Annotated in this window: 9 protein-coding genes; 4 read left to right on the top strand and 5 right to left on the bottom strand. The window is 44.2% G+C overall.

The genetic code is table 11. The features are described 5' to 3' along the window. Positions 1 to 205 precede the first annotated feature (205 nt). A complete protein-coding gene (locus HQQ92_RS16940; protein WP_173246981.1) occupies positions 206 to 802 on the top strand; it encodes an FxsA family protein in 597 nt (198 codons plus the stop codon). Positions 803 to 1,137: 335 nt separating this feature from the next. On the opposite strand, the gene HQQ92_RS16935 is transcribed toward HQQ92_RS16940, so the two are convergent. From HQQ92_RS16935 to HQQ92_RS16925, 3 genes are all read right to left on the bottom strand, one after another. After that, positions 1,138 to 2,124, bottom strand: coding sequence for a DUF3187 family protein (locus tag HQQ92_RS16935; RefSeq protein WP_217272641.1), 987 nt, complete (start codon positions 2,122 to 2,124; stop codon positions 1,138 to 1,140). Between the two features lie 692 nt (positions 2,125 to 2,816). Then, positions 2,817 to 5,903 carry an efflux RND transporter permease subunit gene (locus tag HQQ92_RS16930; protein ID WP_173246978.1) on the bottom strand — a complete coding sequence of 1,029 codons (3,087 nt, stop codon included), beginning with the start codon at positions 5,901 to 5,903 and terminating at the stop codon, positions 2,817 to 2,819. Positions 5,904 to 5,906: 3 nt separating this feature from the next. Further along, positions 5,907 to 6,989, bottom strand: a complete 1,083-nt coding sequence (locus HQQ92_RS16925) for an efflux RND transporter periplasmic adaptor subunit (RefSeq protein WP_173246975.1) — start codon at positions 6,987 to 6,989, stop codon at positions 5,907 to 5,909. A gap of 128 nt (positions 6,990 to 7,117) precedes the next feature. On the opposite strand from HQQ92_RS16925, the gene HQQ92_RS16920 reads away from it, so the two are divergent. After that, positions 7,118 to 8,107, top strand: a complete 990-nt coding sequence (locus HQQ92_RS16920; protein WP_006086115.1) for a LysR family transcriptional regulator — start codon at positions 7,118 to 7,120, stop codon at positions 8,105 to 8,107. Between the two features lies 1 nt (position 8,108). Here the strand turns inward: HQQ92_RS16920 and HQQ92_RS16915 are convergent, their stop codons facing one another. Continuing rightward, positions 8,109 to 9,476: an MATE family efflux transporter gene (locus HQQ92_RS16915; RefSeq protein WP_173246972.1), complete on the bottom strand. Its 1,368-nt coding sequence runs from the start codon at positions 9,474 to 9,476 to the stop codon at positions 8,109 to 8,111. A 224-nt stretch (positions 9,477 to 9,700) separates the two neighbouring features. Here HQQ92_RS16915 and HQQ92_RS16910 point away from each other — a divergent pair, with 224 nt between their 5' ends. After that, on the top strand, positions 9,701 to 9,991 hold the full coding sequence (locus tag HQQ92_RS16910; protein ID WP_006086113.1) for a co-chaperone GroES: 291 nt from the start codon (positions 9,701 to 9,703) through the stop codon (positions 9,989 to 9,991). A 57-nt stretch (positions 9,992 to 10,048) separates the two neighbouring features. Continuing rightward, positions 10,049 to 11,686 (top strand): chaperonin GroEL, encoded by a 1,638-nt coding sequence (gene groL, locus HQQ92_RS16905; RefSeq protein ID WP_011847850.1) that lies wholly within the window; start codon positions 10,049 to 10,051, stop codon positions 11,684 to 11,686. A gap of 1,052 nt (positions 11,687 to 12,738) precedes the next feature. Here the strand turns inward: groL and HQQ92_RS16900 are convergent. Beyond that, complete coding sequence (locus HQQ92_RS16900; RefSeq protein WP_173246969.1) at positions 12,739 to 13,710, bottom strand: hypothetical protein; 972 nt, start codon at positions 13,708 to 13,710, stop codon at positions 12,739 to 12,741. Positions 13,711 to 13,897 lie beyond the last annotated feature (187 nt).

Raw genomic sequence — 13,897 nt, 5'->3', positions numbered from 1 at the left:
AAGAATCTTAAAGTTCGCTTAAGCCAACTCCGTTAGGCTACTTTACGTGTTTTAATGGTCTCATACATTAGCGGGTTAACAAAAGGGTGAGCTAAATATCAGTGTTTTGCTCCCTTACTTCGTCCTAATGGTTATCCTGACTTGAATTAAGACCGGATAACCCCCATTTAGTTTACAGAGATAGTCAGATAAACCTGAGGTCGGTATGTTTTTCATTATTTTTTTACTCTTTGTGCTGATCCCAGTAATAGAGCTGTCGGTGCTGATCCGTGTGGGTGAAGTGCTTGGCACTTGGACTACCATAGGTTTAGTGCTGTTTACCGCCGTGCTCGGGGTCTCTCTGGTTCGCAGCCAAGGCTTAAACACCTTAATGCAAGTACAACAAAAACTCGCCCGCGGTGAAGCACCGGGGCAAGAAATCGTTGAAGGTATGATGTTAGCTATGGCAGGCATCTTGCTCGTGATCCCCGGTTTTGTGACCGATGGCATTGGCCTATTATTCTTGACGCCATTAACCCGTCGCCCCATTGCTGCCTTGTTGTTCAAACGCATGCAGTTACGGGTTGTTGCCGGTTTACAGGGCACAATGCACGGTGGCTTTCAAGCGGGCCAAGGCCCCTTTGGGCCTAAGCCACAGGACCCATTTGGCCAAGCGCCATTTGATGATAGTGTGAAAAAAGACGGTAATGTGTTTGAGGGAGACTTTGAACATAAAGTCGATCCAAGTGATATCAAACCCGCTAGCCATCAACTCTCTGATAAAGCGCAGGACAAAGAACAGGATAAAGATCCTAAGCCTTAGTTTTAGTTTTAGTATTAGTATTAGTATTAGTATTAGTATTAGTATTAGTATTAGTATTAGTCTCGTATTGTCTCAGTCGCTTGTTGAGTTAGTTTGTTATTGGATTAACTCAGTTGATTATCGCGTTTATTCGCTTGAGTTTTCTCCCTAATATCCTTTAGATACCAGTGGCCCACTGAATCAATCTGACCTGTGCCGCTGGTTCACATCCCCCGTAATCGCCATTTCACTCTTAAAAAACTCCAATCCTAATAACCCGCTCACTCAGCATAAGAGTGAACATGATATTAGAGAAAAGCTTTTTGATCGCATTCATGCGATAAAGTAAGGTATTTTTAAATCATGACTCTGTACCCAAGAGAAAAAGCAATATCAGTGCTGTTGTCCATGTTGAGTAGATTTTCGACGATAGTGAATTCAATTGCACTGTTATTCAGATAATACCTATAGCCTAGAAATACTTCGTGGGAAGGTTTTGAAAAGTCATTATCTGTTTTGAGTAAACCTTCATAATGATGTAATTCAATAAGCCAACCATGGCGTCCCATTAAATACTCATAACCTAAAGATAACATTACAGCATGGTCTTTATAGTCTATTCCAGATAGACTTTCATCATTTCGTCTAAAGCTTATACCTGTTGTGGAGTAAAAATGATGCATTCCAGATGTATAGCTATAATTCAGCTGTAGTGCTTGCTCAAAACGGTTATCTACAAATGGGCCAGAATTAACATGGTTGTAATATAAGCTGCCACCTATTGATAGACCATAATTATCCTCACTAAGCAATTGATATTCTAAATAGAAATTTAGGGCATTCGTTAGCGTATCGCCAGAAAGATCAGGTTGATTTATACCATTCTTTGAAAATATTTGGTTTTTGTCTTTGATTGTATTGTCGCGGCCATTTTGACCCACACCAAATGCATCATGAAACCAGATAGTGACCGAGTCAAGATGGTTATCCCCACTAAAACTCCACTTATAATTAGTATCAAACATCAATTTTTCAGTGAGTTGCCACTTTATTCCGCCATTAAGAGAATTATGATAATAGTCAGCATAGTAATCGTCAGTTTCAGCCCATACACTTGCTACTGTTGCAGATCCGTATATCTCTTTTTTCCCTTCAGGCAGTGCAAATCCTGAACGAAGTAGAGGCGTTAAGCTACCCGCATGTGTAGGTGATTGGGCATGCACACGAAGTGGCCCATAATGACTATAATTGATATTTTCTGCGAAAGTACTCGGTAAAAATATTACCGCATAAATTAGATGTGCTCTAATAGTCACAAATAAAATTTTCTTTGCATATTTCATCGAAAACTCTTTTTTAGCTAATCTCTATTAAAAGCAATGTTTTGTAGTGAGGCTGATATTATGTATAAATGACTTAAATTTTGTCTGTTTGAAGCAATAAGGTTTTTGATTAGACAGATTTCTAATTGATTTTATAATTAAAAACTACAAAAAACATACCATAATAGTACAAGTGCGAGCCAGAATGACCTACAGATAAACGGGATTGTAGTGAGTATTAGTAAAGTGCTAATAACTGCCAGTAATATTGTCTGTTTACTCATTGTCTGGACGCTATCAAAGCGTAATTTCATGATGTTTCTCAAACATAAATTAGTATTTCAACAAAGTAATAACATTATTTATGCTGTTAGTTATAGGTAGTGGTATTTCAGATGGCATTGTAAATGAATAATCAGCACTAAATATACCGCTGCTATTTACTCGTGTAAATGTGTGTAACAGGTAATTGTCCCGTATTAGCGGTGAAAATATGGAACTGATAGTTCATATTTTTTAATTAATATATTTATCAGTCATATTAGTTATCGTAATTAAAGACCAATCTCAGTTTGCCAAACTTGTTTATCAAATGGATGTGCTTGTTTAAATTGTCCCTCAAACCGCAATAGATTAAAAATGAAATGGCCAGCCAGCCACGAATGACTGACCGGCCGCGCCGGGAAGCGTTTTTGGATAAAATGCAGAGCAGGTTAGCTGGGTGATTGACCTCCTGTTGCCGTCTCTTTGATATTGAATACTAGGCTGTACATCACTGGCAGTACGATGAGCGTCAGCAGAGAAGCGAAGCCTAGACCGAAAATAATTGTAATCGCCATAGAACCGAAAAACGCATCGGGGATCAGCGGTATCATCCCGAGCATAGTGGTTATCGCGGCCATCATCACTGGGCGAACACGGCTGACACAGGAGTCGATTAAGGCAAAATAGGCTGGTTTACCTTCACTGAGCTCGAGGTTGATCTGATCGACCAAGACAATACCGTTTTTAATCACCATGCCCGACAAACTCAGTAATCCGAGTAGTGCCATAAAGCTGAAGGGCGCATCGAACAACAAGAGTCCCGCCGAAACCCCAATCAATGCCAGTGGCACAGTAAACCAGATCACTAAGGGCTGACGCACTGAGTTGAACAAGAATACGGTAATCAAAAACATCGCCAGATAACCTAAGGGAATTGAGCTAAATACCGACGCTTGTGCTTCACCTGCGGTTTCAAATTCACCGCCCCATTCCAAGCGGTAACCCGCGGGCAAGCTGATCGCTTCGACCTGGTCTTTGATTTTGCGCAGTACAGAATCGGCGGTTTCATTGCTACCAAGCTTAGGATCGGCCATCACAGCGAGCATGCGCATGCGATCGCGGCGCATCACCAGCGGATTTTCCCACTCAGTGTTGAAGCTACTGACTACTTGGGTGGCGGGCACAAAGGTATTGTGTTCGCTGCTCCAAATTTGCAGCTTCCATAGGCTGTCTGCTTGCAAACGTTCTTCGGCGGGGGCTCTGGCTACTATCGGCAACAAGTGGCTGGTTTCTCGGTATAAACCTATTTGCTTACCGCTAAAGTTAACCAATAGGGCATTGTCGAGGTCTTGCTTGCTGATCCCTGTTTCGCGCGCTTGGGCATTTTCCAGTTGCGGACGGATCAGCGGCACCTGATTACGCCAGTTGTGACGTATGCCATCCATGCTCGGTTCGGCGTGGAAAATGGCCTCGGCTTGGGCACCTAAAGCGCGCAGCACTTCTGGGTTATCACCGTAAAAGCGTGCCTCAATTTTGGCGGCGGGCGAAGGGCCGTTCTCCATGTTTTTTAAACGATATTGTGCCTGCGGGAAACGTTGATTTAACAAGGTTTCTAATTCTGGCATATAGGCTTTAACTGCGTCTAAATCCTGCATTTCTACAATCAACTGGGCAAAGGCGGGATAGCCTTTTTCTGGCTGATAGGGCAGTACGAAGCGCTGCGAACCTTGGCCAATAACGGTTGTTAAGTGTTTTAGCCCAACGTCTTTTTGCTCGTCCAGCGCAAGCATTAACTTCTCGATATCAGCGGTAAAGCGTTCGGTCGCTTTAATATCTGTCCCTTCTGGCATCCAGATATCCACAAAGAAAATCGGTGTGTTAGAAGCAGGAAAGAACACATTCTTGATATGACCAAAGCCCACCACAGCGCTGAAAAGCATAGCGATAACCAGCAGCATGCTCACCAGCCTAAAGCGCAGCGCTACAATCAAGCTTGTGCGATATAAGCTGAAGAACCAGCCCTTGTAGGGGTCTTGGGCTTCTTCATCGCTCGGCGCATCTTTAAATAACAGATGACAGAAAAACGGCGTGAGTGTGATGGCGGTGATCCAGCTGATAAACAGTGAAATCATCAACACTTGGAATAAAGAACGGCAGAACTCACCGGCGGCATTTTGCGATAAGCCAATGGGGGCAAAGGCAATAATGGCAATCACAGTCGCACCCAATAGCGGCCACTGGGTTTGGGACACTATCTGTTTGGCCGCTTCTAAGCGGGTCTTACCGCGACGGATACCAATTAAAATGCCTTCAGTAACGACAATGGCGTTATCGACCAACATACCGAGGGCAATAATGAGTGCGCCGAGGGAGATGAGTTGTAGCTCAATCCCGAGCACTTTCATCACGATAAAAGTGCCTAGAATCGTCAGCAGTAAGATCAGGCCCATCAATAGACCTGAGCGCAATCCCATAAACAGCAGAAGCACGGCGATCACTATGGCAATGGATTCCATTAGGTTGATTAAGAAGCCGTTAACTGTCTCATCTACCGCCTGACTCTGATTATAAACCGTCGCTAAATTCATGCCGATTGGGCGTTGTGATTCAAGCTCGGCTAAACGGTCACTGACCTTTTGCCCGATTTCGACTACATTCACACCACTAGAGAAAGAAATCCCCAGCGATAACGCTGCTTCACCTTTATTGTGATAAAGCACATTAGGGGTTTCGTCATAATCCCTTTCAATATTGGCAATGTCGCCAAGGTAAATCAGCTCAGAGCTACCTGGAGGGCTGACGATTAAACGCGCTAGATCCTGCACATTGCTAAATTCGCCCGTGGGATGAATGCGGATACGGTTATCGCCAATCACTAAGCTGCCCGCGTTAGAGACGACGTTTTGATTGTTCACTAAGCCATAGATATAGCTCTGATCTAACCCCAGTGCCGATAGCTTTTGCTGGGAGATTTCAATCACGACTTGCTCAGTGACGTTGCCAGCAACAGAAACCTTTTTTACTCCAGGTACTAGCACTAGCTCGCGGCGCAGATAGTCGGCGTAATTGCTCAACTCGCGGTTGCTGTAATCAGGTCCCGAAAGGTTAAATAAAATGCCATACACATCGCCAAAGTCGTCCATCACCTGTGGCGTTGCTGTGCCCGGCGGCAAGTTTCCCGCAGCATCATTAACTTTACGACGCACTTCATCCCACACCTGCGGCAGGCTGGTTTTATCGTAACTTTCTTTAATCTCGATTTGGATTTGTGATAAACCCGCACTATTAATTGAAGTCACATGCTTAATGGCGTCGAGTTGCTGCAGGGCATCTTCGAGCGGTAATGTCACTTCTTCTTCAACTTGCTCAGGTGATGCACCGGGATAAGCCGTGATCACTAAAGCTTCTTTAATGGTAAATTCGGGGAATTCTAGTTGCCCCAAACCGGTAAAACTGACGCTACCACCCACGAGTAGTAGCAACACAAACATCCAACTGATGACTTTGTGGCGTATCGAATACTCTGCAATGTTCATCAATTACACCCCACGCTGCCAGCGTAGTGGTTTGACTTTCATGCCATCGGATAATTGAGACACTCCAGCGCTGACGATGAGATCGCCCTTGTTGACGCCCGTTAAAATCTCAACACCTTGATTACTCACGCGTCCTAGCGTCACCATCGTCGGTTTTACTTCACCCGATTGCGCTTGATAAATCCACACTTGCACTTGGCCATCTTGGTCGCGCTTATCGATAGCGGTCACTGGCACTACCGTTGACGCGAGGGCACTAGGATCTTTGACTAAGGCTAAGGTCAACTCGGCACTCATTCCTGGAAGTAACTGAATATCTTGAGGTTGAGGTAACGAAAACACCACTTCATAGGCTTGGGTGCCCGGCGTGACTTGAGTCGAGTATTCCTTAAATTTGGCATCGAAACTTTGCTCAGGGAAGGCACTAAAACGCACCTTAGCTGCAAAGTGAGCTTGATCGGTATATTGCTTCAAACCCGCCGCCATCGACTCGGGAACTTGAATGCTAATATCGAGCAAGTTATTGTTTTGTAATGTTAATACCCCTTGGTTTGCTTGCACTATTTGGTGGTTATCCACTAAACGTTTGGCGACTGTACCACTAAAAGGTGCCGTTAAACGGGTGTAACTCAGTTGATCGCGTGCAGCGGCTAAGGCGGCGGTGGCCGATTTGAGCTGCGCTTGAGTGCTATCAAACTCAGATTGTGAAATCAGCTTGCGATTGAGTAGCTCAACTTTACGTTTAAAGTCAGCGGCTAACAGTTCATGCTCCGCCTCGCGGGTCATTAAATTATTGTGGGCGTCCCTGTCATCAAGTTTTGCGAGTAAGCTACCTTGAGTGACTCTTTGCCCTTCAACTAATGCCAATTCTGTTAATTGTCCTGAAATGCGGAACGACAATTCTGCGCGACTATTGGCGGCAACACGGGCTGGAAATGTTCTGAAATCTCCGTCTTCTACATTGAGTACTTCAAACAGTTTAACCGGACGAATTGTTGCCACTTGCACTGAACTTTCCGCAGGCGAACAACCACTGATCAGGGCTGGAAGCAGCATTGTCAGCGGCAAGAGTCGATATGATTTCATGGTGGATATTTCCTAGTTAACAAATTGTCAGCATTTCTGGGCGCGAAGATACCAGCTAAATTAGTTGCAATAAACGGGATACTTTGGGATTATCAGTCCCACATAATGAGATTGAACTTAAGGTCAAAATGAAGACAGAGGACTTAGCGTTATTCCACCGAATTGCTGAAACCGGTAGTTTGATTGAAGCGGCGGATTTACTTAACTTACCTAAATCGACTGTGAGTCGGCGTTTGCAAGCCTTGGAAGATGAGCTGAACATTAAATTGTTCCACCGTCAGAGCCGCTCTATGACGCTCACTTCTGCGGGCAGTCATTTTTACCAGCGCTCGCAGAATATTTTGGCTCAGCTCGACGAAACCCTATTCGAAATGACCAATGACGATGCTGAGATCAGCGGGCATTTGCGTATTCAAATGTTCCCTATCCACAGCATGAAAATCTTGATGCAAGCCATTTTCCGCTTTATGGATATGCACCCTAAACTCACCTTAGAAGTCATCAGCAGTTCAGAATCCGTTGATATGGTGAAACATAATCTCGATGTGGCCTTTGTTGTCGAGCCTGCGTTGGATACCTTAGATTTAGTGGTGCGGCCAATTTTTACCACTGACTTACGTTTTTACGCCAGTCCGCAATATTTAGCGGCACACGGTACACCTAAAACACCGAAAGAGATTGAAGCACATAATGTGTCTATGTTCCGTTTATCCAATGGCAAAATTTTTAATGAGTTATTTATCGGTTCAGAACAAGAGGTGAGAGTCAGAGGCAATTTCTGCTCCAACAGTATTGAAGTGGCGGTTGAGTTTGGATTGCAAGGACGCGGTATCGTGTATGCACCTTCTGAAGTCGTTGCCGAATATGTGGAAACTGGTGAGTTAGTGACCTTATTACCTGAAATCCAACCCCACCAAGGCGAGTGCTTCTTAGCTTATCCATCAAGACGTTACGTAAGTTTAGCCAGTCGGCGCTTTATCGACTATATCATGCAAGAGTTAGTGCCAAACGGCGTGCCGACTAATATGAGTGAGCAAGGCCCACGTCGATCCTGCAAAGCCTCTACGGGAGCGTTTTCAGACGATGTGTTACGCTTTCCCGTTAAAAAATCAAGCTAGTTTACCCCTCGCTAATGGCGTTTGCGGTCGTGATCTTTGTGGGCTCACAGATCCGCTGCGCCAGCCAGTAACAGGCAATTCCCATCAAAATATTGGTCACAGGTAGCGCGAGCAGCAGGCCTTTAACGTCACCTATATACGATCCCAAGGCTGCTAGCGGCAGCATGAGCAGTACTAAGCGGCACAGATTGATAACTAATGAACTCATAGGCCTGTGGTAGGCATTGAGCGAGGTCGCGACAATAATCACTATACCTAAAGGTCCGTAGGCGCAGGGCAGCACTAAGATATAAAAACTTAGCCATTCGATAACCTGTGGATCGGTACTGAATAAATGCGCGATAGGCTCGGCTAAAAAGATCAGTGGGATATAGAGTAAGGTTTGGAAAATAAAGATAAATTTTATCGATAATAGCAGGGCTTCTTTCGCTCTGTGTGGCTGTCCTGCCCCTAAGTTTTGTGCAATAAAGGGCATTAAACTCGACGACAGTGCCATCACTACTATTAATAGCACTGACTCTAATCGAGTACCGGCACCAAAGGCTGCTACGGCGCTGTGATCGATATGCGCCAACATGGCCATAATAATGGCATTGGCTAACGGATTGATTAAATTCATCAAGGCGGCGGGTTGTGCTATATGGGCTAGTTTGCTCCAGTTCGCGCGCATTCTGTCTATGTCAAAGGCGGCCCATTCGAGCATTTTGCGCCTGACAATCAACAAATATCCCGACAAAGATAAGGCAATCAACCAAGCGAACAGGGTTGCAATTGCGGCGCCTTGGATTTCTAAACGTGGAAATGGCCCAATACCAAAAATCAGTAACGGATCGAGGATAAGATTGATGAGCGCTGCCAGTGCCATGATCATCGCCGGCGAGCGAGTATCGCCAGTGGAACGTAAGCCTTGATTGCCTACCATCAACAATACCAGCAGCGGTGCGCTGACATACCAGTAAATCATATAGTCGTGGATCAGTGGCAAGCTGTCATCGTTTGCCCCGAGTAAGCGAAACAGTGGCGTAATAAAAATGCTACCCAGTGCGGCTAAACTGGCGATCAAGACAAAGGTGAGCAATAAGGCATCATGCAAGAACACTTTGGCCTTGTGGGCATTACCCGAACCGATAAGTCGACCTAAATTGGTCGAGACTCCAGCGCCAATACCAATGGCGATGCTCGAGATCACTAAGGTCACCGGGAAGGTAAAACTGATGGCGGCTAAGGCTTCGGTGCCCAATTGGCTGATAAAAAAAGTGTCAGCGAGGCTGAAACCTAGAATGGTCATAATGCCAATTAAGTTGGGGAGGCTCATGTTGAGCAGTACACGACCAATTGGCGCGGTGAGCAGCCCGTGTCTGTCTTTCATGGAAAAATAGTGCCTTGTTAGCGAGCGGAGGCGAGATTCTAGCAGGATTGTGTGGACTTGAAAAAACCGACATCAAAAAATTGAAGTTTTTTTTGTAAATGCCCTTGGATCTCGACACTGTCAGCCCCATATCTCAGACAGCAAAAGAGCAGACTAAGGTGTCTGTTTTTTTAATCACAAATAGGCTCGATTGTAGGGCATCAAATCATTAGGAGAGTTCATAGATGAATATTCGTCCATTACATGACCGCGTAATCGTTAAGCGTCTAGAAGTTGAATCTACATCAGCGGGTGGCATAGTACTGACCGGTAGCGCCGCTGAAAAATCAACTCGCGGTGAAATCCTTGCTGTGGGCAATGGCCGTATTTTAGAAAATGGCACAGTTAAGCCACTGGATGTCAAAGTGGGTGACGTGGTGATCTTCAACGAAGGTTACGGCGTTAAGAAAGAAAAAATCGACGGTCAAGAAGTCTTGATCCTGTCGGAAGCTGACCTGATGGCAGTAGTGGGTTAATCCTCAGCATCAATTCGACATTCCAATTAATCATTAAAAATTTAAAGGATAATCAAGATGGCAGCTAAAGAAGTTGTATTTGGTAATGACGCTCGCGTAAGAATGCTGGCTGGCGTAAACATTCTCGCGAACGCAGTTAAAGTGACCTTAGGCCCTAAAGGCCGTAACGTGGTATTAGACAAGAGCTTCGGCTCACCACTGATCACTAAAGACGGTGTTTCTGTTGCCAAAGAAATCGAGTTAGAAGACAAATTCGAAAACATGGGCGCGCAAATGGTGAAAGAAGTTGCTTCTAAAGCCAACGACGCCGCCGGTGATGGTACTACTACTGCAACTGTACTGGCTCAAGCCATTGTAGTTGAAGGCTTAAAAGCCGTTGCAGCCGGTATGAACCCAATGGATCTGAAGCGCGGTATCGACAAAGCCGTTATCGCTGCTGTGGCTGAATTAAAAGCCTTATCACAACCTTGTGCAGATTCAAAAGCGATTGCGCAAGTTGCGACTATCTCTGCAAACTCTGACGAATCTATCGGCGAAATCATCGCAACTGCGATGGAAAAAGTCGGTAAAGAAGGCGTGATCACAGTTGAAGAAGGCCAAGCGTTAGAAAACGAATTGGACGTAGTAGAAGGTATGCAGTTTGACCGTGGCTACCTATCTCCATACTTCATCAACAAGCCAGAAACGGGCAGCGTTGAATTAGATCACCCATTCGTACTGTTAGTAGACAAGAAAATCTCTAACATTCGCGAACTGTTACCTATCCTTGAAGGTCTGGCAAAAACCGGTAAGCCATTGCTTATCGTTGCTGAAGACGTTGAAGGCGAAGCATTAGCAACATTAGTTGTGAACAACATGCGCGGTATCGTGAAAGTGGCTGCTGTTAAAGCACCTGGCTTTGGCGATCGTCGTAAGGCAATGCTGCAAGACGTAGCAATCCTGACTGGCGGTACTGTTATTGCTGAAGAAATCGGCCTAGAGCTTGAAAAAGCAACGTTGGAAGATTTAGGTACAGCTAAGCGTGTTGTGATCACTAAAGACAACACCACCATCATCGATGGTAACGGCGAGCAAACACAAATTGCTGCTCGTGTAAGCCAAATCAAACAACAAGTTGAAGAGTCAACTTCTGACTACGACAAAGAAAAACTGCAAGAGCGTATGGCTAAACTAGCTGGCGGCGTAGCAGTAATCAAAGTTGGCGCAGCGACTGAAGTTGAAATGAAAGAGAAAAAAGCCCGCGTTGAAGATGCTCTGCATGCAACTCGCGCTGCGGTAGAAGAAGGCGTGGTTCCTGGCGGCGGTGTTGCTCTGGTTCGCGTAGCTTCTAAGATCGCTGAAGTAGAAGTATTAAACGAAGACCAAAAACACGGTGTGGTTATCGCACTGCGTGCAATGGAAGCGCCACTACGTCAAATCGCCACTAACGCGGGTGAAGAAGCGTCAGTTGTTGCTAACACAGTGAAGAACGGCAGCGGTAACTTCGGTTATAACGCCGGTAATGACACTTACGGTGATATGTTAGAAATGGGTATCCTTGACCCAACTAAAGTGACCCGTTGTGCATTGCAATTCGCTGCGTCAATCGCAGGTCTGATGATCACTACAGAAGCTATGGTTGCTGAGATCCCACAAAATGCTAGCCAAGATATGGGCGGTATGGGTGGGATGGGCGGAATGGGCGGCATGATGTAATTTTTGCTGGTCTAAAACGTTGATTACGGCGTTGCTGCTCGCTCACATACACACAACGTATGCTACGCTCACAGCGCCTTGTACTGAACGTTTTATGCTGCGCAAAAACGTCAGACCCCTAGGCCTAAGTTCTTAGTCCGCTAAGAGCGACACCTAAAAAAATCCCTGATACTTAATAGTGTCAGGGATTTTTTTGTATCTGAGGGGCTAAGGAAGTGTTGCTTAACCACTCTAGATTGTATTGGGAGCAGAAAGCTGAACGTCGTGGTAAAGCGCCTTGTTCTAACTCGATTTATCCTACGTAAGATACTTTGCTGGTCTGGAGCCTAAAAGCCTCAGACCAAAGTTCTTGTAAAAGAAAACCCCGATGCTGGTAACAGTTTCGGGGTTTTGTTTTTGGTCTGGCAACTTGGGGAAGTATTGGGTGTACTTACCTACACTTTTTGGGTTTTAAGCACTGAAATAGTTACTAAAAGTGTAACATCGTATACTTTTGCTGGTGGTTAGACTGTCCCATCTTTCTTGATTGCTTTTAAAAGCAAAATCAAAGTCGTGGAGCTTCACCCCACACCCGACCAAGGAGGACTGCTCGTCCTATCCTCCTTGGATTCTCCAAGACGCCCCTAGCGAAGTTACATGCATTGGTTAGTGGCTTCGTGCTTATTCGAAAATCGCTAACGCTTCCGATGGTACATCCTGTACCCCGAAAGCTACGCAGACGTCCTGTCTGCGTCACACGATTTTCTTCAACGCCCTTCAGCAACTTCGCAGGTGAGGGTGAACTTCTGTAGTCTCGGTGTCTTTTGTTAGATCCAAAAGAGTTATGCCTGCCTATCTTTGATTGGCGGCATAAACCACGCCGATAGCAATCGCCAAAAATGGCAGGTATTTTCAAAGCATGTTATTCCCCTTGGGATGTATTGCCTCACGGCAGAATTGAGCGCCTCACGGCGGTTAAGTTGTCTACGCTTCACAGCGTTGGCGGGCTTGCGGTTTATAGGTATACGGAGATTTTAGGAAGGAAGAAAGCGTACCCGTTAACGGGTACTTCATTATTTGTTAAGTTTTGTCAGTTCCATTATTTTTGATATTAATTCAACTGATTTATTTAAATCTGTTGCAGGCTCTTTATTTTTTTCAGTTATGTTAAATGCAGAGTTAGAGCTAAAGTTCCAATTTTCAAATACAGATTTAACTTCGGCCTGTTCCAATCTATCACCATATATATTTAAAAACATCTCACCAAATCTGATTGCATGTTCCCTATCCACTCTTATTAATGCTTCATGAATATAAGCCTTACTGACGGAATAGGCATAGTTTGAAAATGCACACGCTAGGGAGATAACAATTAAAACCTTTATTGACAATAATGAATAAACTACCCAGTCGAGTTTATATCCAGAATAAAGAAGATAGTAAGTTGCACATACCGCGGACAACAAAGATACTACAATCGCAGAGGAAAAAGCTATAAATCCATAAAGCTTCCAATTATCTGCTTTAGAGTTAAACACCCTTCGGTTAGCCTTAAGGGAGTTAATGGCAGAGTTAACATATTCTGATAAGTTTTTATCAATTTTTTCGGAGAGTTCTTTCTGTAACTTTGCTTTAAAATCTTCCTGTAGCTTCACATTTTCAATTTGAAGCTTCATATTTTCATCTTTAAGCTCAAAATATTTTTTACTTAAATCATAGTCTCTATCATTAAGTGATAACCTTTCATAGATTAATTTCTTAATGTTACTAATTACATGATTATCTGAAGAAAAATTATTGAGGTTACTGATTAGTTTCTTTATGAAGGTTGATGGGAGATTGCTAAGTATTACGTCAGTGTATTTAGCTGGCAATAGACTAAAAAGCTCCACGATTTCTTGTGTTTGAAGATCAGGGATATATTGAACCAGATCTGAAATTGGTGTGGAAATGATCAAATCAACCAGTTTAGCTTCATCACCCTCAGCTAAAACCAATGTAAGATTATTAATGAATTTAAATGTGGGATTTCTTGTTTCTGCCATATTACTCATCCTTGTAGCGGTTAAAGAATAAATTTCATTAAATTTATCTAATAGTAAGCTGTAATCTACCTATTAGTCATTACTTTCTCTACAGATTTTGAATTTATACACCCCCTCACTACCTGATTGGTGTTTATATCTTCGCGGCACCAGCTTTGCTAACACGCTTGGATTGATATCCATTTCA

This window comes from Shewanella sp. DC2-4 (assembly GCF_013248875.1).
Taxonomy (GTDB): Bacteria; Pseudomonadota; Gammaproteobacteria; order Enterobacterales; family Shewanellaceae; genus Shewanella; species Shewanella oncorhynchi.
Note: the sequence above shows the minus strand (reverse complement) of the source record. Positions and strands in the feature narration are given on the sequence as shown.